The sequence below is a fragment of the Paraburkholderia sp. BR10936 genome (assembly GCF_040965735.1).
Lineage (GTDB): Bacteria > Pseudomonadota > Gammaproteobacteria > Burkholderiales > Burkholderiaceae > Paraburkholderia > Paraburkholderia nodosa_A.
The window spans coordinates 305,389-326,818 of the sequence record NZ_JBFRCM010000002.1 but is presented as its reverse complement, the minus strand read 5'-3'; the positions used below and the strand labels follow the sequence as shown (position 1 = coordinate 326,818).

Here is a 21,430-nt window from a genome sequence, read left to right as displayed (position 1 = left end):
TTTCATGCCTCACAATCGCCCGAACGGTCACACCCTCACCGCCCCGCATTGCACGGGCCGGCCATAACTGATGCTCAGGCAGCGCGCGTTTGGCTCAGCGTGAACGCGAGCAGATCGCCGTCGGTCGGTTCGCCCCAGGTCTTGCGCGCGAGCCAGTCGAAGAACGCCGTATCGGCCAGTTTCGATTCCAGCCCGCGACGACGCCAGTCGTCGCGCAAATGCGATCCCAGTCCCGGCAGTTCATCCGTCTCAAACGACTGACGCGCCAGTTCACGCTCCATGTCGCCCTGCTCCTCATAGAGCGAGCGCGCTTCCTTGCGCCGATACGCCGCGTACTCATCGAGCAGCCGCGCCTTCGGATCGTCGGCTGAGACCGCTGCCGCCGCACCGCGGCCAACGGCCGGTGTGGCGCCTGCCGCGGTCTCGACCGGCGGCGCATAGCCCTTCTTCAACGCGTCCTTGAACAGCGCCGCGGCGCTGCGCACCGGCGGCAAGCTCGTACTGCGCATGCGCTGTTCGGTCAGCTGCAACGCTGCGCGAATGCGGTTTTCCTCGCTGTCGGCGTAAAGCGACTGCGCTTCCTTGAGCGGAATCCCGATCTTGACCATGCGGTCGACGAGCGTGCTGTCGAACACATTCGGATGCTCGTCGAGCGCGAGCATCGGCTGTTTGCGCTCGGTCACGCGAAACTGGATCTCGGCGACACGGCGCCCTTCGCGATGCTCGATCAACTCGACGAAGATGTTCGTCACCGCGTTGACTTCGGCAATTGCGGGCCGCAGATAATCGCGCTTGAAATACTTGTACTCGCGTTTGGCTTCGTCCCCCGCTTCGGTGTCCGGGGTACCGGAAAGGATTGGGCGCCACCACTCCCAGGTCTCGCGCATCGTCAGATGGCTGGGGTTGGTCAGATAGCGCACGCAGATCTCATAGAGCGCCAGCCCCGCGCTGCTGCGCAACTGACTCTGGAACTGCAGGCTCAGGCGGGCGTACTGGACCGGATCCAGCAGCTTCTTTTTGATCTTCGGCGCGAACGAGAACTCCACCCAGACGCGACGGGTTTGCGGATCCTCGAGAATTTCCGCGTCCGCAATCAGCGTGGAGATGCCCCACTTGCGGCCGGGCTTCTGGCTCGACGTGCCCTGGCTCCATTCGACCTGCACCGACACCATGCGGCGCAGGTGCTCCTTTACGAGCGCCGTATCGTTCGAATCGAACGCCGAGTTGGCGACGATGTCGGACAGTAGCGCACGGTAGGTATCACCTGACTCGTCGGCCTGCTGGGCGACGGCCAACAGGACATTGAACAGCTTGCGGGTCAGCAGGGTGATCTTGCCGCTCTTCGGCTGGATCGCGATCGCCTCGACGGCCTTGCGCAATTCCGCCGAGCTGGGGCTTACCACATCGGTCTTTTTCACGCGCTTCGTGGCCATGCGTCGGGTCGAGAAGAGAATTTCGCGAAAGGATACCGTCTGTGGTGATAGGCGTCTATAGGGCCTCCCTCACCATTGCCGGTGATGCGCATCTCGCGCGCGCCGCTCACCGCGGCACCCTCCCGTATCGCCTCACCTTTGGTCAGATGCCCATCCAGTGGGGCGCTTTGCGTCATGCACGCTCCGGCCGGATCCCGCATTTCTGCCTGAGTACCAAAGGTTGCCATCGGCTCCCGTATTCGCTCACCTTAAATATTTTCGTGCTGACGGTGAAAAAAGTCCGTCGATGGTCGCGAAATCCTGGCAACCAACCGGTTGCCAGCTAAAAAATCCACAACGGTGCGATCGCACTGCAACAAAGCATGGCCCGCCGCACGGACAAAACGATCGGAAAGTCCCACTTGTGGCGGCAAAAGCTGTCCGACACGGCAATCGAAGCGCCAAATCATCAGCGCGTTACGAGGGAGTGCCCCAGATATCCCGAAAATCCTCACCTGTCGTCGTGCAGGTCAAAGTTATTGGCGCGCTCCCGAAAGCCGACGCTGCGGCTGTTACGCCGGAATTGCTCCCGAAAAACCTCACCTTTTGCATCCGGTCCGGTTGCGCTGCACCGTCGTGGCGCCTCCCGGAAATCCTCACCGCTCATTGCGCCGCAAAGAAAAAATCAATGGATTCCGTAACTTATCCACATGTGTGGCAGGCGGGGGAAGGCGATATCGGTTCCCGCATTCCCTCACCTCAGATCGAGACACGAGATTCAGGCATATGCGAGTTTGCCGAGAAAAACCTCCTGAATATTCTCACCCATGCCGGATGACAACCGGGAGTAACACCCTCCGCGAGCCCGTATTCTCGGCGTCTGCAGCGCAGTGAACGCCAACTTTCTCCCGAAACTGCTCACCTTCGGCAGGAAATATGCCAAAAAATGCTCCCGAAAAACCTCACCTTAGCTAAAGAGCGTCGGCGGATCCTGAGACTTTCGCGGCACTGCGGCAATCTCCCGAAAATCCTCACCCTATGTCGCGTAAAGTCTTCGGGAACGTCCTTCGCGCAGCCGGAAGATCCGTGCGGCTCGATGGCAAGCCCCCGAAAAAGCTCACCTCTGGGCCCCGAAAGCGCCCATTTCGCCCGATTTCGGGCGTTGGCTCCCGAAAAACTTCACCTTCGAACTGCATTTTTTCCCGATCCTTCTCACCGCACGCATTTCAGCCTCTCGATTTAGCCAAAAAATGGCGCCAATCGCCGCTCCCGAATCCCCTCACCGTTGCATTTCCCGTAACATCGGAGCCGGGCCCGGCCGTGCGTGATATGCCCGGCCGTGGCCTCCCGTATCGCCTCACCCTTGCCGGAAAGTCAAGAATCCCCCCGCTCCTGAACCCGCTCACGTCCTCTCCTGCAGTGGCTCACCGGCGTTCCCGAAGCCCGCCACCGAACTGTCCCGCAGGCGCTCACCCAAGGTCCCGTAAAGCTTCACCTGATCGGCCGGAAACCCCCGCCAGGCAAGGATTTGCCGTGGCGTTAACGTTTTTAACCGGTATCAAGGGTGTTTACTTTTATATCTCTCAAGCAAGAATCCTCCCGCGAGCTACTCGAGATATCCACATTCCTAACCCACCACCGCGCCACCTCCCCGAGGCGGCTCGCGTGAAACAACGGATCGCAGTAGAATCAGGCGAGAAATTCACGTGTTTACAAGGGCTTATGAAACAAAGTTCGATTTGTTTCACGGAAAACCCGCGCTGATCTCTTCTCGTGACGAGATAGATGACCCCTTGACGGCCATCATCCTATCGCTGGCAAGCTCAGGACTCAAAAACGTAGCAAATAGAACGTAATTTGTTATTATTCGTCCACTCCACTGCCGAGAAGACGAATATGCGAGACCAGGACCGCCAGGCAATCCGCGAAGAAATCGAGGATTTGCGAAAAAACGGAGCACGCAGGCAGGAACTGTCCTTACACGCCTGCAAACGCTTGTTCTTCGATTTCGAGATCAAGCCCTCGATGGCTGCCGTCCGCGAGCTGACCCAAACCGGAAGCGCCAGCGACATCCCCAAGGATATAGAGCTTTTCTGGCAGCGCATTCGCGCGACCTCCAAAGTGCGTGTCGGCGCCGGGGCAATTCCGCCCGCACTGGAAGAGCGCGCCGGCGAGCTGCTGGGCGCGCTTTTCGAGGAAGCGCTCGCGCTCGCGGGCGAAGCCCTGCAGGCGGAACGTACGGAATTCGAAGCCGGCCGCCTCGATGCCGAGCAGGCGACCCGGGAGGCCGAGGCCCGTCGTTCAGCCGCCGATGAGATGCTGCAGCGCAGCGAAGCGCGCGTGGAAGCGGCCTATGAGCGGGTGCGCGAACTCGAAAGCCAGCTCGCCGCGGCGTCCGCGCAGGGCGTCGCAGCGCATGGCAATCGGGAAGTGCTGGTACAGCGTCTGGAGATGGAAAACGACGCCCTGCGCAAGCGGATCGAGGCGGAGCAGACCACCAACGCGGGGCTGCGCGACCGCATCGACGGCTTGCACGAGGAAATGCGCAAGAGCACCGAGCACTACGCGCAGCAGATCAAGGACGCGCTCGCCGAGGCCGAACGGCGCGTGAAGCCCATGCTGGTCGAACTCGATTCGCTGCGCACCATGTCGTCGACGTGGCAGGCGGCCCAGCGCGATGCCAGCAAGAAGGAATTCGATTTCATCCAGCAGTTGGCGACGGCGAAGGCCCGCGCCGACCGGCTCGACGCCGTGCTGCGCGAACGGTCCGACGAAGTGGACGTGCTTACCCGGCAGGTCACCGCATTACGCGGGCAGCAGGGACTCGATACCTCGGTCGCGTCGTTGCTGTGTGCACTCGCTGCCGCGGGCCGGCTGGGCGCAGCCGAACTGGCGAGTCTCGGCACCGTGGTCGACGGTCAAGTCGCCTTGCCGGCGCGTTGTCCTAACTGTCACGAAGGGGAACCGGAGTTGTCCGAAGTGGACGATGGTTTCGAATTCACTTGCCCGGAGTGCGAGCACACCTCGGGCACGGGCGCGACGAAGCTTGCGGCGTACGCGCGCTTCATGGCCGGCAAGCATTCACACGAACAGGCTTGACGTGAGCTTTTACGGGAGGCGCGCACACGCCTCTCAAACGTTCAATCGCCGGCCGACGCGACGTTTCATGCCTCGTCGTTTTGCGCCGATACGTGCTGCGGCGCCTCGCGTTCCGCCCACGTCTTCCATGCACGATGGAGCCTCCCCGCAGAGATCGGCTGCAGAAAGCCGAGCCACTGCCCTACCTGATCGATATCCACGCCGCGCTCGAACAGGTCTGCCGCGAACGTGTTACGCAAGGTCTGCGGACTCGCGCGTTCGGCGCGCGTTTTCGCCACGCCCGCCGCTTCCATCAATGCGTCGATGGCGCGCAGCACTGTGGCCTTGTGCATGGGGCGCCCTGAGGGCGAACCCGGAAACACCAACTGCCCGGGCAGTCCGGCCAGGCGGCGCGCTTCGAGCCAGGCGCCGAGCACGTCGACGGCAAATGGCGTCAGTCGCGTGACGCGCGTAAACGCCGGATTGGCGGCTTCAATCGTGACCCACTCCGAGCCGATCGCCACACAATCGAGCGTGAGCGCGATGGCGTCTCCCGTTTTCAATCCGCCGCCCAGGAAGATGGCAACGAGCGCACGGTCGCGGCGCTCGCGCCATCGTTTCGCAGCCGATGGCTCGACGAGCGGCGAGAACAATTGGCCGATGATCGCGGCGCGCTCGGCGGGCGTCAGGAAGCCGGTTGGCTCGTTTTCGCGCGCGTTGCGCCATGCGGCTTCGCCGTCCTGGGCGATGAAGCGCGCCGGATTCGTGGAGGCGAGTTCGATTTCGCGCACGTGATCGAGCACGCGCTCGATGAGCCGCAGGTAGCGAAGCCGCTGCGGTTTTTTTATATCGAGGCTAGCGACGAATTCGGCGATCGTGCCCGTATCGACGGTCATGATCGTCTTGCGCTTGAGCGCGAGCCATTCGAGGAAGCGCCCCCATTGCACGCGATAGACCTCGGCGGACGAACTGCGCAAGTCCTGCGAGGCGAGCCAGGCGTCGAACGCCGCGACGGGGTCGCGCTGCCAGTCCTGGCGTTGCTGGTCGAAGAGGTCGCGTGAGGAAGTCGAAGACGCCATCTCTATCATTCCGTTAGTTGCGTTACACGAACATTATAGCGATAGCTCGATGATCAGCCACCCCAAGCCCTCGCACGCCGTACCGCGTCGTGGCGTCTTGCCTGCCGGCGCGACTCTTCCGCGCCTTGTGCGGCGCGTTCGTAGGCCGACACCGCGAATGCAAATACCGCCGGCAACGCGTTGGAGTGTCCGAAGTCGACGGCCTCGTCGGTTTCCGGCCAGGCGAGGTCGCCCGGCCGCTGAAAGAGGCCAAGCATCAAGGCGTCGTGGCGGCTGGCAAAGCCGAGATCCGCGAGGGCTTCGGCCTCGATGGCATGCAGCAGGCGCCACGTTAGCGGCACCTGCCGCGCGATATAACGCTGCGCGATGTTGCGAACGATGTGTTCGAGGTCGCGTGCGGCGGCCTGAAAGCGCAAGGCCGCCAGAGCGGGCTCACGCGGTAGTTCGGTTGGGAGGGACATCGACGGCTCCAGTCGGACTTTCACTGTATAAATATACAGTAGTCGGACCGATCGCGCAGCCTCGTCCGTTCGGCCAGCGCCAGCAGTGCGGCGGGCCGTCAGCCGTGAATCACCACCAGCAGCGCGCGTGCTTCACCCTTGCCGGCGTTGCGGATCGCATGCGCCTGATCGGCGATGTAGCGCGCCGTGTCCGCGGCCTTCAGACGCTGCGTCGCGCCGGCCGCCTCCACCTCGATGCTTCCCTGCAGCACAGTGAGATGCTCGCGCGTGCCGGGTTCGTGCGCGGCCGAAACCAGCGCCCCGCCGGGCTTGAGCGTCAGCTCATACCATTCGAAGTGGCCGGCCAGCTCAATGGGTCCCCACACGCGCAACTGGTAACCCGCGTCGTGGCCGTGCAGCGTTGGGATGTCGTGCGGCCCGGCCACCGCGATCGCCTCGGGCGCCTTCGGGGCGGCGAACAGCGAATCGAGTTTGACGCCCAGCGCGTTCGTGAGCCGCCATGCCACGGCAATGGTCGGGTTCGCCTTGTCGCGCTCGATTTCCGATAGCATGGATTTTGAGACGCCCGCGGCGCGCGAGAGGTCGTCGAGCGTCATCTTGCGCTCGGTGCGCAGCCGCTGGATCTGCTCGCCCACGCGCGGCGGCGCGATGGCCGGCATGGCGGAAGCAGGTAGTACGTGAGTTGCGGCCGACGCAGGGGCGTCAGGAACGGCGCCCGCCGGGGCGGATCGCGGTTTGCGGGTGCTTGCCATTCACGGCCTCATCGATTAGAGTGCGTTCGACATATCGAACTCAGGTTCGAAATAAAGGAAATTTTCGCCAACGGTTGACGGCGACTATAGCAAACTGCAGACAAACCGCAGGCCTGTCGCAGCAAAACTGCGGCAGGCCGCAGCGATGTGAGGAGCACGATTCATGCGTACCCCGTATCTCGACCACTTGCGCGCGACGCTCGACCAGATTCGCGCCGATGGCTTCTACAAGAACGAGCGCGTGATCGCCACGCCGCAGTCGGCCGACATCCGGCTCGCAGACGGCAGCGACGTGCTCAACTTCTGCGCAAACAACTACCTCGGCCTCGCCAACGACGCGCGTCTCATCGCCGCCGCAAAGGACGGGCTCGAGCGCGATGGTTTCGGCATGGCGTCGGTGCGTTTCATCTGCGGCACGCAAAGCGTGCACAAGCAGCTCGAAAGCGTGCTCGCCACGTTTTTGCAAACCGAAGACTGCATTCTCTATTCCAGCTGTTTCGACGCGAACGGCGGTCTCTTCGAAACGCTGCTCGGCGAGGAAGACGCCATCATCAGCGACGAACTCAATCACGCAAGCATCATCGACGGCGTGCGCCTTTCGAAGGCGCGCCGCTATCGCTACAAGAACAACGATCTTTCGGATCTCGAAGCAAAGCTGAAAGAAGCGGACGAAGCCGGCGCGCGCTACAAGCTCATCGCCACCGACGGCGTGTTTTCGATGGACGGCATCATCGCCGACCTCAAGGGCATCTGCGTTCTCGCGGACCGCTACGACGCGCTCGTGATGGTCGACGACTCGCACGCGGTCGGCTTCATCGGCGAGCACGGGCGCGGCACGCCGGAGCACTGCGGGGTCCTGCAGCGCGTGGACATCATCACCGGCACACTCGGCAAGGCGCTGGGTGGCGCGTCGGGTGGCTATATCGCGGCGAAGCAGGAAGTCGTCGACTTGCTGCGCCAGCGCTCGCGCCCCTATCTTTTCTCGAACACGCTGACGCCGAGCATCGCGGCCGCCACGCTTGCGGTGCTCGAGTTGATTGAGAGCGACGAGGGCGCACAACTGCGCCGCCAGGTACGCAAGAACGGCGCACAGTTCCGTCGCGAAATGAGCGCGCTCGGCTTCACGCTCGTGCCCGGCGAGCACCCGATCATTCCGGTGATGCTCGGCGACGCCCAGGTCGCCTCGAAAATGGCCGACGCGCTGCTGCACGAGGGCGTCTACGTCATCGGCTTTTCGTATCCCGTCGTGCCCAAGGGCCGCGCGCGCATTCGCACGCAGATGAGCGCCGCGCACACGTCCGCACAGATCGGCCGCGCCGTCGAGGCGTTTGCGCGGGTCGGGCGGCAGCTCGGCGTGATTTAACAAGGATTGCGAATCAAATGAAAGCACTCGCCAAACTCGAACGCGCGCCCGGACTCACGCTCACGCGCGTGAAGAAGCCCGAAGTCGGCCACAACGACGTGATGATCAAGATCCGCAAGACCGCGATCTGTGGCACGGACATCCACATCTGGAAATGGGACGACTGGGCGCAGAAGACCATTCCGGTACCGATGCACGTGGGCCACGAATACGTGGGCGAGATCGTCGAAATGGGCCAGGAGGTGCGCGGCTTTCAGATCGGCGATCGCGTATCGGGCGAAGGGCACATCACCTGCGGCTTTTGCCGCAATTGCCGCGCGGGGCGGCGTCACCTGTGCCGCAATACCACGGGCGTCGGCGTGAACCGCGAAGGCGCGTTCGCCGAATACCTCGTGATTCCGGCCTTCAACGCGTTCAAGATTCCGCCCGAGATCTCCGACGATCTCGCCGCGATCTTCGATCCGTTCGGCAATGCCACGCACACGGCGCTTTCGTTCAACCTCGTGGGCGAGGACGTGCTGATTACGGGCGCGGGGCCGATCGGCATCATGGCGGTGGCGATCGCGAAGCACGTGGGGGCGCGCAACGTCGTCATCACGGACGTCAACGACTACCGGCTCGAGCTTGCGCGCAGGATGGGCGCAACGCGCGCCGTGAACGTTTCGCGCGAGTCGCTGCGCGACGTGATGAACGAACTGCACATGGCCGAAGGCTTCGACGTGGGCCTCGAAATGTCGGGTGTGCCGAGCGCGTTTACGGCGTTGCTCGAGTCGATGAACCACGGCGGCAAGGTGGCGCTGCTCGGCATCCCGCCCGCGCAAACCGCCATCGACTGGAATCAGGTCATCTTCAAGGGGCTGGAAATCAAGGGTATTTACGGCCGCGAGATGTTCGAGACCTGGTACAAGATGGTCGCGATGCTGCAGAGCGGGCTCGATCTCTCGCCCATCATCACGCACCGCTTCGGGGTGGACGACTACGAGAAGGGCTTTGCGGCCATGCTCTCGGGCGAGAGCGGCAAGGTGATTCTCGACTGGACCACGGCCTGAATGCGAATCGATTTGGTGAAGCTGTTACGGCGCTGCGCCCGGCGCCGGCTGTTCGAATTCGGCCTCGATGCGCACGTCGATCTCGTCGCCCACGGCGGGATACCAGCTCGTCAACCCGAACGCCGAGCGCTTGAAACGGCCCGATGCGGTGAAGCCTAACGTAGGCTGCTTGGTGAGCGGATTCGGCGCGTAGCCATTCAAGGTGACGTCGAGCGTCACCGGTTGCGCCACGCCGCGTATCGTGAGATTACCGGTGAGCGTGCCGCGCCCTTCGCCCGTGCGCTCGAAGTGCGTGCTCGTGAAGCGGATCTGCGCATAGCGTTCTACATCGAGCATCTGCGGTCCTTTGACCATGGTGTCGAGCGCACTGACATTGGTGTCGAGGCTCGTGGCGTCGATGGTCGCGTCGACCGCGGCCGCTTCGAGGCCGCCTGCCTGCCAGTCGAGCGTCGCCTGCGCGCGGTCGAAGCGCATGACGAAGCGCGTGTAGTGGAAGTGATCGACGTCGAACACGACGCTCCAGTGATGCGCATCCATCACGTAGTGTCCCGCCGGCACGTCGGCTTCCGTGCGGCTCACGCTGTGCGTGACCACGCGCAGCGGCGTACACGCGGCGAGGCTCGCTGCGCACAGCGCCACGCAGAAGGCGCGGCGCGAGCCGCGAACGAGGGGCGCAAGCGATACCAGCGGCCGGTCTTTCATCTCATCTCCCTTTGACTCGTCGACACCCGTAAGGACGTTTGGCGACGTGCGTTTCTTCCATCCGGTTCGCGAAGCATAACGCGACGGGGCCGGATCGCGGCGACCCGCGCAGTTTCTCGTCCAGGTCACGCGCACATTGCGCGCCGCGCGAAACTCGGGTCTCATACGCCGATTGGAGCCCGAACGAGCGGAGAGCCGACCATGCCAGCCACGAACCACGCCGTGCGTTTTCACGCCACGCTCGTGCGCGACGTCGACGCGATGACGGCCGCCACGGCGCGCGCGTTCGGGCGTCACACGCACGACCAGTACGGCATTGGCGTGATCGATCGCGGCGGCCATGTCTCGCTCAGCGATGCGGGCCAGGTCGAGGCCGTGCCGGGCGACCTCATCCTCGTCAATCCGGGCGAGGTGCACGACGGCCGCCCGCTCGACGCTGCCGGGCGCACGTGGCGCATGTTGTATTTCGAGCCGCGCTGGGTCGACGCGCTGCAAGCCGACATCACGCAAGGTGACGACGCCACTTTTGCGCTCCACGCGCCGGTGATCAGTGAACCGCGTTTGCGCGCGCTGTTCGATGCGGCTTTCACTCATATCACCGACCCACACCATGACCTCTCGCAGATGGCCTTCGACGCCGCCGCGCTCGAGATGATGACCCGGCTCGTCGAGGCGCTCGGCCACCGGCGCGTGCTCGCGCAGTGCTCACCGGCGTCGCTCGCGCGCGTGCGCGACATGATCGACACCGACCCGGCCCAACCGTTCTTACTCGCCGAACTCGCGCAGGCGGCGGGGCTGAGCCGCTTCCAGCTCCATCGCGGCTTTTTGCGTGCGTTCGGTGTCGCGCCGCACGGCTACATCCTGCATCGCCGCGTGGCGCTCGCGCGGCGCCTGCTCAAGGCGGGCCATGCCCCGGCGCAGACCGCGCTGGCCGCCGGTTTTTGCGACCAGAGCCACTTGAACCGCGCGTTCGCGCGGCAGTTCGGCGTATCGCCGGGGCGTTACCGGCTTGCGCGCGGCATGAGTCGCACGCGCATCATCCGCTGACGCACAACGATCCAAGACGGCGCGCCGTCGTGAGCCTATACAGGCGTATCACCACGAGGAGCGCTCCATGTCGAACCGATTGCCGTCGCGCGAAAACGCGCGGCGCTTGACCCTCTCCCCCCGATCCGTCGCGCAGGCGCAATTGACGGCGGCCATGCTCACCGTGGGCAGCACGGTCATTGCGAGCAAGGCCATCGGCGCCGGGCTCGATCCGCTGCCGGCCACCGCGCTGCGCTTCGGGATGGCGTTGCCGGTCTTTCTGCTGCTCATGCGTCTGACCGGTACGGCGTTTCCGCGTCCCGGCCTGCGCGACGCGCTATTGCTCGTCTCACAGGCTGCGATCGGCAGCGTCGGGTATACGGTCTTGCTGATCGCGGGCACGCAGCGTACTTCGGCGAGCGATGCCGGCATCATCCTCGGCACGCTACCGGCGGTCTGCGCGTTGACGGCGGCGCTGGTGCTCGGAGAGCGGCTGCGCGCAAGGACGCTCGTTTCGGTGACGATCGCGAGCCTCGGCGTGGCGATGATCACACTCGCGCCCGGCGAGCATCGCGATGGCGCTCGCTCGCTCACGGGCGACGCGATGATCCTTGGCGCCGTCGTGTGCGAAAGCCTGTTCGTCCTGCTGAACAAACGGCTTTCGCAACCGTGGCCGCCGCTTGCGCAGGCGAGCGCGATGACGGGCATCGGCTTCGTCGTAGCGGGCTTGTGCGCGCTGCCCGGCTGGTTTGGCGCGGCTCACATCGTGCAGTTGAACGCCTTGCTCGGCGTGGCGTACTACGCGCTCGTGCCGACGGTGGCCGGATTCTGGCTCTGGTATGCGGGCGCGGCGCGCGTGCCGGGCGGCGAGGCCGCAGTCTTTACCGCGGTGGCGCCGGTGTCGAGCGTGGCGCTGGCCACGGTGCTGCTCGGCGAGCCGCTTACGCTCACGCGCGTGCTCGGCCTCACGCTGGTCGTGGTCGCCGTTTTCGCGGTCTCAGGACGCGGGCTGTGGGATCGCGTTAGGGCGCAGCGCAGCGCGCGCGACAGCAAAGTGTCTTGACTTGGGAGAATGATCGTTCTACATTGCGGACTGGGAGAACGATCATTCTCCCGCTGACCTTCGCAATCCCGCCGCAATCGCGCCCAACGAGACTAGCTATGAGCCCGCCCGCCGTAACGAACACCGAAGCGAACGCAGACGCGCCGCAGGCCGATGCGCGCGAGCGCCTGCTCGAAGCCGCTGAGGCGCTGATCTACGCGGGCGGCATTCACGCAACGGGCGTCGATGCGATCGTTCGCGCGGCGGGGGCGGCGCGCAAGAGCTTCTACACGTATTTCGAATCGAAGGACGCGCTCGTCGCGGCTGCGCTTTCGCGGCGCGACGAGCGCTGGATTCGCTGGTTCGTCGCCGGCACGCTCGCGCGTGGACGCACGCCGCAGGCACGTCTTGTCGGCATGTTCGACGTATTGCGCGAGTGGTTCACGTCCGAAGGCTTTCACGGTTGCGCGTTTCTCAACGCCGCCGGCGAGATCGCGTCGCCTGCCGACCCCGTGCGCGTGGTCGCGCGCGAACACAAGGAGCGTCTGCTCGACTTCGTGCGCGAACAGAGCGATGCGTGGGCCGCGATCGTCGGCGTCGATCGCCGGATCGCCGCCCGTCTCGCGCGGCAATGGCTGATCCTGATCGATGGCGCGATCGGCGTCGCGCTCGTCAGCGGCGACGCCGATGCGGCGCTCGACGCACGCGCGGCAGGCCGATCGTTGCTCGACGCCCTCGCACCGAAAAGCGGTTCCGATTCCCCAAGCCAATCCCAAAACCGATCCCCATCGCGCGCACCGCTACGGCGCGCCGCCCAACGCAAGGAGCAAGACCATGAGTGATTCGCCCGAAGTGCGTCCGCCGCTGCCGCCGTTCACGCGCGAGAGCGCCATACAGAAAGTGCGCGCAGCGGAAGACGGCTGGAACACGCGCGACCCGCAACGCGTTTCGCTTGCATACACGCCGCAAAGCGTGTGGCGCAATCGCGCCGAGTTCGTGACGGGCCGCGGGGCCATCGTCGAACTTCTCACGCGCAAGTGGGCGCGCGAACTCGACTATCGCCTGATCAAGGAGCTATGGGCGTACACGGACAATCGCATCGCGGTGCGATTCGCCTATGAGTGGCACGACGATTCGGGCAGCTGGTTCCGCTCGTATGGCAACGAAAACTGGGAATTCGACGCGAACGGCCTGATGGCGCGCCGTCACGCATCGATCAACGACCTGCCGATCCGCGAGGCGGATCGTCTCTATCACTGGCCGCTCGGGCGCCGTCCCGACGATCATCCGGGCCTCTCCGACCTCGGCCTCTGACGCTTCGCTTTCATCGGGACGACTCGCTACGCTGGCACCATGCCGGCGGCGAGCGAGTTGCCCGATCCGAGCCTCGACTCCATTGCGCACGCTTCGGGTTGCGGTACAGTTGGTCATTCACCGCGAACCAGCAATCAGAAAACTGACGATCCTCAAGCGGATCGGCGCAAGAAAGGACGGAGAGCCCATGCGGTTTTGGCAGAAGCAAGGTGGCGCAGCAAGCATAACGACAACGACGTCGACAACGCAGGCGATGAGAACGAAACGCGGCGCGGCGGCTGCCCTGCTGCTCTTGCCGCTGCTGCTGTTCGGCGCAGCGCAGTCGGCGCACGCGGCGAACTGGTGTAGTTCGGGCCTGTGGGTCGATGCAATGGTGGGCTCGTACCACATCCATCCCGACAAGGACTTCGAACAATTCAATCCGGGCCTCGGCATCGAATGCTGGCCTGGCGACACGTGGGCGCTCACGGCAGGCGGTTTTCGCAACTCGTTGCGCCGGCCCTCTTATTATGGCGGCGCAGTGTGGGCGCCCGAGTTTCTGCACTGGGGCTTCGTGCGGCTCGCGGCGATGGGCGGCATCATCTCCGGCTACAACTATGGCAATTGGGGCCTCGGCCACGACCATACGATCGGGCCCGTGGTCGCGCCTATCGTGATGGTCGCGTACAAGCGCGTGGGCGTGAACTTCATCGTCATTCCGCCGATACCGTCTGACGATCTGCCGTTTACCATCGGGTTTCAGTTGCGGTTCAAGTTCTAGGGTCCAACGTCCTCCCGCAAACTCTCACCTTTGCTGCGCACCTGACGCCTTTGCCATATTGGCGTCAGTGACGTGCCACGGCGTGCCCCTAAGATACGAGCCTTCGCCTTACAGGCGCGAGACGCAACGCGCTATCCAAGTCAGAGGAAAGAATGAAGAAGTTCACACGCATGCTGATCGCCGCAGGCGCACTGGCAATGAGCGCTGGTGCTACGGCCGCCGCGGCCGCTGAGCCCACCTGGTTGCCGGCAACGGCGGCTGCAAGCTTGCAGAATGCTAGTGCGATCGTCGAAGGCGCGAATGGGCCGAACGTGAAGTCGACGCTTTATGTCTTTATGGACCCAAACTGTATTTACTGTCACTTAGTGTGGAAAGCGCTGCAACCGTATGAAGCGGTCGGCCTGCAGGTGCATTGGATTCCTATGGGCTTTCTGAAGCCCGATTCGGCGGGCAAGGCGGCTGCGCTGCTGGAGGCGAAAGACGGCGCCGCGCTGCTCAAAGAACTGGAAACGCATTACTCGGAGAAGGACGAATCGGGCGGCATCGCCCCGCTCGCGCACATTTCCGCCGCCGACAAGAACAAGCTCGACGATAACATCAAGCTCTTTCAGGACCTCGGTTTCGACGGTACGCCTACGCTTATTTATCAGGGCTCGGGTGGACGCTGGGCCAATGTCAGCGGCTTGCCGAAGCTGAACGACTTGCCAGGCATGCTGAATCTGCCGGCGCAACCGATCACCGATGCCGAGTTGCAGAAGTATCGTTGAGCGCGCGCGGCGGTGAGTCATTCACCGCATCGTGAGTTCACCGATACAACGATAGGTGAGGAGTTCCAGGAGTCGAATGTCGTGCGCTCCTCCCGAAAAGCCTCACCTTTGTTCTCGCAGCCCAGGTTTCAGAACTTGTAATCGGGATTCTTCGGATCGAATGCTTCGTCGTCGAAGGACTTCGGCGTGATGCTGTCGATGACGATTTTCTCGAACATCTGTCCGTCGTCGCCGTAGGCTTCGACGGTGCGGAAATACGGATGCCGCAGGTCCAGCCCCAGCGTCTGCTTCTTCGCGTAGAACTGCGGCTTGCCGCTCGGCGAAACGTAGGTCAGCGCCACCACACGCACGCCGTCTATCGTTTTCACCTCGACTTGCGGCTTGTAGGACGCGCCCACTTCGACGTACTTCTTCGCGTCGGTCATGAACTGGCTCACGATGAATTCGGTGCCGAGATCCGTGATCTTGTGATTCGATTGCGAGCGCGCGAGCGTGCCGTCGAGTGCGGTCCACATCGGCATCACGCCGAGCAGGCCGCCCAGGTGTCCGTACATTTCGTCGCTGCGCTTCGAGGCGTCGTAGATCACCTCCTCGCCCGAATGATCGCCGTCAGGCAGCCATTTCGCGTAGATGCGCAGCGGCTCGTGCTCGAGCTTCACTAGCATGTGCGCGGGCTTCGCGGGCCACTTGCCGTTCAGGCGCTCCCAGCGCGACAGCACGAATTCATATGAGGGATAACCCGCCGGGCCGAGCTTGATGAGCGTGGGCACGACGAGCGGATCGAACGCCTCGAAGAGCGCGGTCAGTTGCGCATCGTCCATCTTCGTGAGCGTGTCGTTCTTCTGCGCGCGCTGCAGCCAGCGCACCTGTTGATCGACGCTCAGTTTCGCGACTTCGGCGGCGGACGTTGCGCTTTGCGATGCGTCGCTTGTTTGCGCGCCGTTGCCTTGCGCGAATGCCGTGCTGCTGGCGAGCGCAAGCGCCGCACACGCGATGAACGTCCGCGCTTTCTGGATTTTCATTTCCTGTCTCCCTTGATGAATGCTTGCGGCCCGCGCGTTCGCACGCGGGCCGACGCATTTTTCGGCTTCGCGATTTCCTCTTCACGCAGCGCACGCCGTGTGGCGAGGCCGGCTAAGTCACAGACGGATTGCCCAACACGCCCGGTGCCGGCGAACCGATGTCCGTGCGCGACTCATCCGCCTCGATCGCGCGCGCGTGGCTCGCGTGCACTGTGCCCGAGAGCGCGGAGAGCAGCCAGTCGTAGGTCGTGGACGGCGCGGTGACGGGCAGCATATGGCCGCCGCTCACCACCTTGAGCGTCACCTGGCTCGTGAGGCGGCTGAGCGCCTCGCCGTGTCGGGTCCAGTCGAGCACGACGTCGTCACGGCCAAACAGAACATCAACGGGAACGATCAGTTCTGCGTAGCGTTGTTCCATCTGCACGAGATCATCGGCGTCTTCAATCGCGATGAGATCGGCGGAGGCGTTGTAGAAGCCGCTGGGCCGCAAGCTCAGGAGTCCGCCGCCGCGTGTGCGGAAATCGCCCGGTACGGCCTCGGGCGCGAACACCTGCTTGAGGACCGCGGAACTGGTCGCGAGGCCGATGGGCGTAGCGAACGTGCACGCCACGAAGCGGCGCACGGCGTTCGAGCGCAGCACGAGCGCGCGGAAGGCCTTGGGCACCTCGGTCTGCACGTGCGTGAGCGGCGCGATCAGCGCGAGCCGCGAAACGGCGTGCGGATGATCGAGCGCTACGGCCAGCGCGATCGCGCCGCCGAGCGAATGCCCGGCGAGCACCGGCGATTCGAGACCCAGCGCTTCGATGAAGCGCGCGACCGTGCGCGCCTGCGCGCGGATGGTCGCCGATGCGTGCGGCCCGCGTGTGGAGTAGCCGGAACCCGGGCGATCGATGAGTATCACGCGATGTTCGCGCGCGAGCGCCTGCATGGGCAGCCACGCGAAGTTGCGCATTTGTCCGCTCAGGCCGTGAATGAACACGATGGGCGGCCCACTGCCGAACTCGACGTAATGAATCCGGTCGCCGTCGATGTCGACCAATTGACCGTCCATCGGCACGGCGGCTTCGATGCGGCGCGTGGCGCGTCGCGTGAATGCGGCGAGCGCGGCGAGTGCAGCGCCGGCTGCAACGACCGCGGCAGGCAGGGCAAGTGGGTTCACTGGCGGTCCTCTGGGGGCAGGTTGGGTTCGAAGCCTTGTGCGCGTGACGAAGCGCAAGTGGCAAAACGCGTGAAGCGCGCCGCGATCTGCCGCGCCTCGCTCACCACCGCCCAATGCGGCGCGGCGATAATCTCGCGCTGATGTTGTCCAAGCCAGCGCTCGATGCCTTCGGACATGGCCGGCGTCACATAGCGGTCGAAACGCGGCACGATGAACTGTACCGGAATACGCGTGCTGCGCTCGCGCGGGCGCCGCGCACACGCAAGAAAATTCGCGCGATAGAGTTGCAGCCCGTTGAGCGCGTTGCGCAACTGCCGGGGATCAGGCTCGACGCGCACGCGCTCGGTCTTGCGCAGCCACCACGGCCACAACGCCGCGCCGCCAAGCCGCCAGGCGAGTTCGGGCACGAACGGCAGATGAAAGAACGCGATGTACCACGACTTCAGCAACTGCGCCGGGACGCGCGGCTTGAGAAAAACATGGTCGAGACACGGGCCGGATATCGAGGTGTACGAAGCAATGCGCGAAGCGTTCGCCGGATCGGTCACGGCCTCCCAGCACTGGATCGATCCCCAGTCGTGCGCCAGCAGATGAAACGGCTGCGCGCCGCAGGTGGCATTGGCGACCGCAAACAGATCGCGCGCGAGTTGCGCGAGCGCGTAGCCAGACTGCGCACGCGGCGCTTCGGAGGCCCCCATGCCGCGCACGTCGTAGGCGATCACGCGAAAGCGCGTCTCCAGTTCGCTGCGCATCGCGCTCCAGATGCGCGCCGAGTCCGGGTAGCCGTGCACGAGCACGACGGGCGGCGCATCGTTGGGCCCGCTGACGTAGACCGCGAGGCGCACGTCGTCGGACTGGACGAACACGGGTTCGGGCGCGCCGCGCATGACGTGGCTCACACCGCGCGCGGCGTCACCGCCGGATGCAGCGGCACACGGCGCGGGGCGGCGCGCGAGGCGTACTGCGCGTTGGTTTCGTCGATCTGCGCAACGAGGCCGTCGATGCGCGCGAGATGCTGCCGATTGTCGTGATCCCACGGATGAAAGCCGGGCTTGAAAAAGCGCAGCCATTCGAGCGCGATGCCGGGAAACACGCCGTGACGCGGCCCGTAGAGAAACTTCACGAGCTTCCATGTGCCGCGCACCTTGCCCTGGCGTCGGCGGTGCGCGCGCAAAAGCGCCAGATGATAGTCGAGCACGATGAGCCAGAAGAGAACCGTGGTGGCGAGCATCGTACCGGTTCGCATGAAATAGCGCTTGACGCCTGGCTCGATCACGAGATTCCAGACATCGAACGAGACCGACTTGTGCTCGGTTTCCTCCAGCGCGTGCCAGAGCCACATCTGCTTGTAGCCCGCCACCGAGCCTTCGATGCGCGTGCCCGTATCGGCGAGCAGCAGGTCGGCGAGCATGGCCGTGTAGTGTTCGAGCGCCACGGTTTGCGCGAGTTGCAGCGAAGGCGGCAACACCTTGCGCGCGAAGTTGAGGATGGACCACAACCGCTTGTCGAGCTTGTGCGCAGGCAAGCCCGCCGCCTGCAGCAAGTCGTTGTATTCGACATGTTCGCGCGTGTGCATCGCCTCCTGCCCGATGAAGCCCATGACCTGCTTCTTGAGTTCGGGGTCCTCGATGCGGTCGCGATAGTGCCGCACCGAATCCATGAAGAAGCGCTCGCCCGCGGGAAAGAGCAGCGAAAGCGCGTTGAAGAAGTGGGTGACCGGCACGCCCTGGACGTGCCAGTCACAGGCCCTTTCGGGCGGTAATGCGAAGCGGATGTCGCGCCGTATCGGCATCATGTTATGGCTCCCTGTTGTGTGCCTGCTGTTATTCATTGCGTGGCGGCGGACCCGCGCGCGGCGCGGCGGCGCGCCTTCGCGGCTTCGCGCCGCGCGCTCATCACGACCAGCGCCTGGTACGCGGCGGGCAGCGTGCGCGCGAGCCAGTCGGCTGCGCGCGCGTCGCGGCCAATCAGTACGCGCCGCGCGTTGCGCCTCACGCCGTTCAGGATGATGCGGGCAGCGTCGTCGGCGGTGGTGATGAAGAACTTCTCGAAGTCGTCTTTGCCTTGCTGCTCGCTCGCCACCATAAAGCCGACCATGTTGTGCGCCACGCGGCTCGATTGCGCGATGTTCGTGCGAATGCCGCCCGGATGCACGCAGGTCGCGGACACGCCGCAGCGCATCATGTCGAGTTCCTGGCGCAGCGCTTCGGTAAAGCCGCGCACGGCATATTTGGTCGCGTTGTAGCCGCTCATGCCTGGTTGTGCGAAAAGACCGAACACGCTCGACGTATTGACGATGTGTCCGTCGCCGCTCGCCTTCAGATGCGGCAGAAATGCCTTCGTGCCATGCACGACGCCCCAGAAGTTGATATTCACGATCCACTCGAGGTCGCTGTACGCCATGCCTTCGATGGTGCTCGACAGCGCGACGCCCGCGTTGTTGAAGACCAGGTTGATGCCGCCGTGCGTGGCGACTGTTTCGTCGGCCCACGCGAATACGGCGTCGCGCTCGCTCACGTCGAGCACGCGCGTGCTCACGCGTACTGAAGGGGCAAGCGCGCCCACGATGCGAGCGGTCTCCTCGAGCGCCGGGGCGTTCCGGTCGGCGAGCGCGAGATGGCAGCCGGCACCGGCAAGCTGGAGCGCGAGCGCGCGGCCCATGCCCGAACCGGCTCCGGTAATGGCGGCGACCTTGTTGTCAAAGCGTTTCATGGGCGGGCTCCGGGTGGGGCGATTGCGCCTGTTCAGGCGGCCTCGGTGGGTTGCGTGGCCACGGCGAGCGGCGCTTCGTGCTGTGCGGCATGCGGCGCGCGATAGACCTGGTAATCGGCGAGGGAGAAGTGCGCGGTGGCGCGGCGAAAGCGCCAGGTGAAACCGGGCCACAGTGTCGTGTTCCTGCCGTTGCGCGGGTCGAGGTACCAGCTCTTGCAGCCGCCCACCGACCAGATCGCGCGGCCAAGCTTGTTCTGGATGCGCTCGTTGTAGCGCGCTTCCACATAGGGCCGCACGTCGATCGAATCGGCGCCGTCGCGCTTCATGGCGGCGAGCGCGCCAAGCACATACTCGATCTGCGATTCGATCATGAACACCATCGAGTTGTGGCCGAGGCCGGTGTTCGGGCCGACCAGCATGAAAAAGTTCGGATAACCAGGCAGACTCGTGCCGAGGTAGGCATGTGCGCCGTTGCGCCAGGTCTTGACGATATCGATGCCGCCGCGGCCCATGATCGTGCCCGGCGGGAATGGATCGGCCACCTGAAAGCCGGTGCCGTAGATCAGGCAATCGACCTCGTGATGCACGCCGTCGGCGGTCACGACGCCGGTGCGGTCCACGCGCTCGATCGCGTTCGTCACCACCTGCACGTTCTTGCGTGAGAGCGCCGGATAGTAGTCGTTCGATATGAGCACGCGCTTGCAGCCGATCGTGTAGTCGGGCGTCACGGCCGCGCGCAGTTCAGGATCGGGCACCTGGTGGCGGATATGGCGCAACGCCAGCTTCTGCACGTTCTTCATGAGCGCGGGATGCACCGCGAAGCCGAGCACGCGCGTTTCGAGCATCCAGTAAAGGCCCGCGCGAGCGAGCGCCTGCGTGATGGGCAGCGTGCGGAACAGCCATTGTTCGAAGCCCGAAATGGCGCGGTCGGGCTTGGGCATGATCCACGGCGGCGTGCGCTGGAAGAGCGAGAGTTGCGTCACGCGCGGCGCGATCTGCGGCACGAACTGAATAGCGCTTGCCCCCGTGCCGATCACGGCGACGCGCTTGCCTTCGAGCGCATAGTCGTGGTCCCAGTGCTGCGAGTGGAAGGCCTTGCCTTCGAAGGTGTCGAGTCCCGCAATCGCCGGCAACGCGGGGCGCGAAAGGCCGCCCATGCCCGAAATCAGCACGCGCGCGGTGAGGCGCCGGCCATTGGCGAACGCAAGGCGCCAGCAGTGCGCGGCTTCGTCCCATGTCGCGTTCGTGAGTTCGTGCCCGAAGTTGAGCCACGGGAAAAGCCGGAAGCGCTCGACGCAGCGATTCAAATAGGCGCGAATCTCGGGCTGCGGCGCGAACATGCGGGTCCAGCGCGGATTGGGTGCGAACGAAAACGAGTACACGTGCGATTGCACGTCGCAGGCGCAACCGGGGTAATGGTTGTCGCGCCAGGTGCCGCCCACGGAGTCAGCCTTCTCGAACACCGCGAAGTCCTGGTTGCCGCTTTGCAGCAGGCGCATCGCCATGCCCAGGCCGGCGAAACCAGTGCCGATGATGGCGATGCCGATCGCGTCGCCGGTACGGGCGGGTGCGTTCATCCGGAGCGTCTCCCTGTTGTCGATCCATCTATGACTGTGACATTGATGGATGTAAACATAGTGCGATCGACGCCAATGCGCAAGGGGCTAGATTCAGCGCTCTAACACATCAACAACAGTAGGGGCGCAAGGGGACGCCAGCGCGCGAAAGGCCG

Annotated in this window: 21 protein-coding genes; 10 read left to right on the top strand and 11 right to left on the bottom strand. The window is 64.3% G+C overall.

Annotated elements, in window-relative coordinates:
• Window positions 1-74: 74 nt before the first annotated feature.
• On the bottom strand, window positions 75-1,433 hold the full coding sequence (locus AB4Y36_RS04895) for a replication initiation protein (protein ID WP_069261550.1): 1,359 nt from the start codon (window positions 1,431-1,433) through the stop codon (window positions 75-77).
• Window positions 1,434-1,719: 286 nt separating this feature from the next.
• Here AB4Y36_RS04895 and AB4Y36_RS04890 point away from each other — a divergent pair, with 286 nt between their 5' ends.
• Both AB4Y36_RS04890 and AB4Y36_RS04885 read left to right on the top strand, forming a co-directional pair.
• Window positions 1,720-2,250, top strand: coding sequence for a hypothetical protein (locus tag AB4Y36_RS04890; protein ID WP_368682446.1), 531 nt, complete (start codon window positions 1,720-1,722; stop codon window positions 2,248-2,250).
• A 1,058-nt stretch (window positions 2,251-3,308) separates the two neighbouring features.
• Complete coding sequence (locus tag AB4Y36_RS04885) at window positions 3,309-4,511, top strand: DNA-binding protein (RefSeq protein WP_368682445.1); 1,203 nt, start codon at window positions 3,309-3,311, stop codon at window positions 4,509-4,511.
• Between the two features lie 65 nt (window positions 4,512-4,576).
• On the opposite strand, the gene AB4Y36_RS04880 is transcribed toward AB4Y36_RS04885, so the two are convergent.
• The 3 genes from AB4Y36_RS04880 to AB4Y36_RS04870 all read right to left on the bottom strand — a co-directional run bounded on the left by AB4Y36_RS04880 (window position 4,577) and on the right by AB4Y36_RS04870 (window position 6,689).
• Window positions 4,577-5,569, bottom strand: a complete 993-nt coding sequence (locus AB4Y36_RS04880; RefSeq protein ID WP_368682444.1) for a tyrosine-type recombinase/integrase — start codon at window positions 5,567-5,569, stop codon at window positions 4,577-4,579.
• Between the two features lie 53 nt (window positions 5,570-5,622).
• Entirely contained in the window at window positions 5,623-6,030 is a 408-nt protein-coding gene (locus AB4Y36_RS04875; RefSeq protein WP_069261548.1) for a DUF2471 family protein, read from the bottom strand.
• Between the two features lie 98 nt (window positions 6,031-6,128).
• Window positions 6,129-6,689 carry a helix-turn-helix domain-containing protein gene (locus tag AB4Y36_RS04870; RefSeq protein ID WP_368606541.1) on the bottom strand — a complete coding sequence of 187 codons (561 nt, stop codon included), beginning with the start codon at window positions 6,687-6,689 and terminating at the stop codon, window positions 6,129-6,131.
• A gap of 256 nt (window positions 6,690-6,945) precedes the next feature.
• Between AB4Y36_RS04870 and AB4Y36_RS04865 the strand changes: the two genes are divergently transcribed.
• Together AB4Y36_RS04865 and tdh are read left to right on the top strand one after the other, a co-directional pair.
• Window positions 6,946-8,145 (top strand): glycine C-acetyltransferase, encoded by a 1,200-nt coding sequence (locus AB4Y36_RS04865; protein ID WP_368682443.1) that lies wholly within the window; start codon window positions 6,946-6,948, stop codon window positions 8,143-8,145.
• A 17-nt stretch (window positions 8,146-8,162) separates the two neighbouring features.
• Window positions 8,163-9,194 carry an L-threonine 3-dehydrogenase gene (gene tdh / locus AB4Y36_RS04860; RefSeq protein WP_368606524.1) on the top strand — a complete coding sequence of 344 codons (1,032 nt, stop codon included), beginning with the start codon at window positions 8,163-8,165 and terminating at the stop codon, window positions 9,192-9,194.
• Between the two features lie 24 nt (window positions 9,195-9,218).
• On the opposite strand, the gene AB4Y36_RS04855 is transcribed toward tdh, so the two are convergent.
• Window positions 9,219-9,896 carry a YceI family protein gene (locus tag AB4Y36_RS04855; protein WP_368682442.1) on the bottom strand — a complete coding sequence of 226 codons (678 nt, stop codon included), beginning with the start codon at window positions 9,894-9,896 and terminating at the stop codon, window positions 9,219-9,221.
• Between the two features lie 201 nt (window positions 9,897-10,097).
• Here AB4Y36_RS04855 and AB4Y36_RS04850 point away from each other — a divergent pair, with 201 nt between their 5' ends.
• The 6 genes from AB4Y36_RS04850 (at window position 10,098) to AB4Y36_RS04825 (ending at window position 14,805) form a co-directional block, all read left to right on the top strand.
• On the top strand, window positions 10,098-10,943 hold the full coding sequence (locus tag AB4Y36_RS04850; RefSeq protein ID WP_368616569.1) for an AraC family transcriptional regulator: 846 nt from the start codon (window positions 10,098-10,100) through the stop codon (window positions 10,941-10,943).
• A gap of 67 nt (window positions 10,944-11,010) precedes the next feature.
• Window positions 11,011-11,985: a DMT family transporter gene (locus AB4Y36_RS04845; RefSeq protein ID WP_368682441.1), complete on the top strand. Its 975-nt coding sequence runs from the start codon at window positions 11,011-11,013 to the stop codon at window positions 11,983-11,985.
• Window positions 11,986-12,083: 98 nt separating this feature from the next.
• Window positions 12,084-12,806, top strand: a complete 723-nt coding sequence (locus AB4Y36_RS04840; protein ID WP_368682440.1) for a TetR/AcrR family transcriptional regulator — start codon at window positions 12,084-12,086, stop codon at window positions 12,804-12,806.
• Complete coding sequence (locus AB4Y36_RS04835) at window positions 12,799-13,278, top strand: nuclear transport factor 2 family protein (RefSeq protein WP_069261541.1); 480 nt, start codon at window positions 12,799-12,801, stop codon at window positions 13,276-13,278. The genes AB4Y36_RS04840 and AB4Y36_RS04835 overlap by 8 nt, the downstream gene beginning before the upstream one ends.
• A gap of 253 nt (window positions 13,279-13,531) precedes the next feature.
• Window positions 13,532-14,038: a hypothetical protein gene (locus AB4Y36_RS04830; protein ID WP_368682439.1), complete on the top strand. Its 507-nt coding sequence runs from the start codon at window positions 13,532-13,534 to the stop codon at window positions 14,036-14,038.
• 170 nt (window positions 14,039-14,208) lie between these two features.
• Window positions 14,209-14,805 (top strand): thioredoxin fold domain-containing protein, encoded by a 597-nt coding sequence (locus AB4Y36_RS04825; RefSeq protein WP_368682438.1) that lies wholly within the window; start codon window positions 14,209-14,211, stop codon window positions 14,803-14,805.
• A gap of 128 nt (window positions 14,806-14,933) precedes the next feature.
• Here AB4Y36_RS04825 and AB4Y36_RS04820 read toward each other — a convergent pair whose 3' ends face one another.
• The 6 genes from AB4Y36_RS04820 to AB4Y36_RS04795 form a co-directional block, all read right to left on the bottom strand.
• Window positions 14,934-15,827 carry a DUF1571 domain-containing protein gene (locus tag AB4Y36_RS04820; protein ID WP_069261539.1) on the bottom strand — a complete coding sequence of 298 codons (894 nt, stop codon included), beginning with the start codon at window positions 15,825-15,827 and terminating at the stop codon, window positions 14,934-14,936.
• 112 nt (window positions 15,828-15,939) lie between these two features.
• Window positions 15,940-16,986: an alpha/beta fold hydrolase gene (locus tag AB4Y36_RS04815; RefSeq protein ID WP_368682437.1), complete on the bottom strand. Its 1,047-nt coding sequence runs from the start codon at window positions 16,984-16,986 to the stop codon at window positions 15,940-15,942.
• Entirely contained in the window at window positions 16,983-17,873 is an 891-nt protein-coding gene (locus tag AB4Y36_RS04810; protein WP_368682589.1) for an alpha/beta fold hydrolase, read from the bottom strand. The genes AB4Y36_RS04815 and AB4Y36_RS04810 overlap by 4 nt, the downstream gene beginning before the upstream one ends.
• An 8-nt stretch (window positions 17,874-17,881) precedes the next feature.
• Window positions 17,882-18,781, bottom strand: coding sequence for a metal-dependent hydrolase (locus AB4Y36_RS04805; RefSeq protein WP_368682436.1), 900 nt, complete (start codon window positions 18,779-18,781; stop codon window positions 17,882-17,884).
• 32 nt (window positions 18,782-18,813) lie between these two features.
• Complete coding sequence (locus AB4Y36_RS04800; protein WP_368606532.1) at window positions 18,814-19,698, bottom strand: SDR family NAD(P)-dependent oxidoreductase; 885 nt, start codon at window positions 19,696-19,698, stop codon at window positions 18,814-18,816.
• Between the two features lie 32 nt (window positions 19,699-19,730).
• A complete protein-coding gene (locus tag AB4Y36_RS04795; protein WP_368682435.1) occupies window positions 19,731-21,275 on the bottom strand; it encodes a flavin-containing monooxygenase in 1,545 nt (514 codons plus the stop codon).
• Window positions 21,276-21,430: the final 155 nt, after the last annotated feature.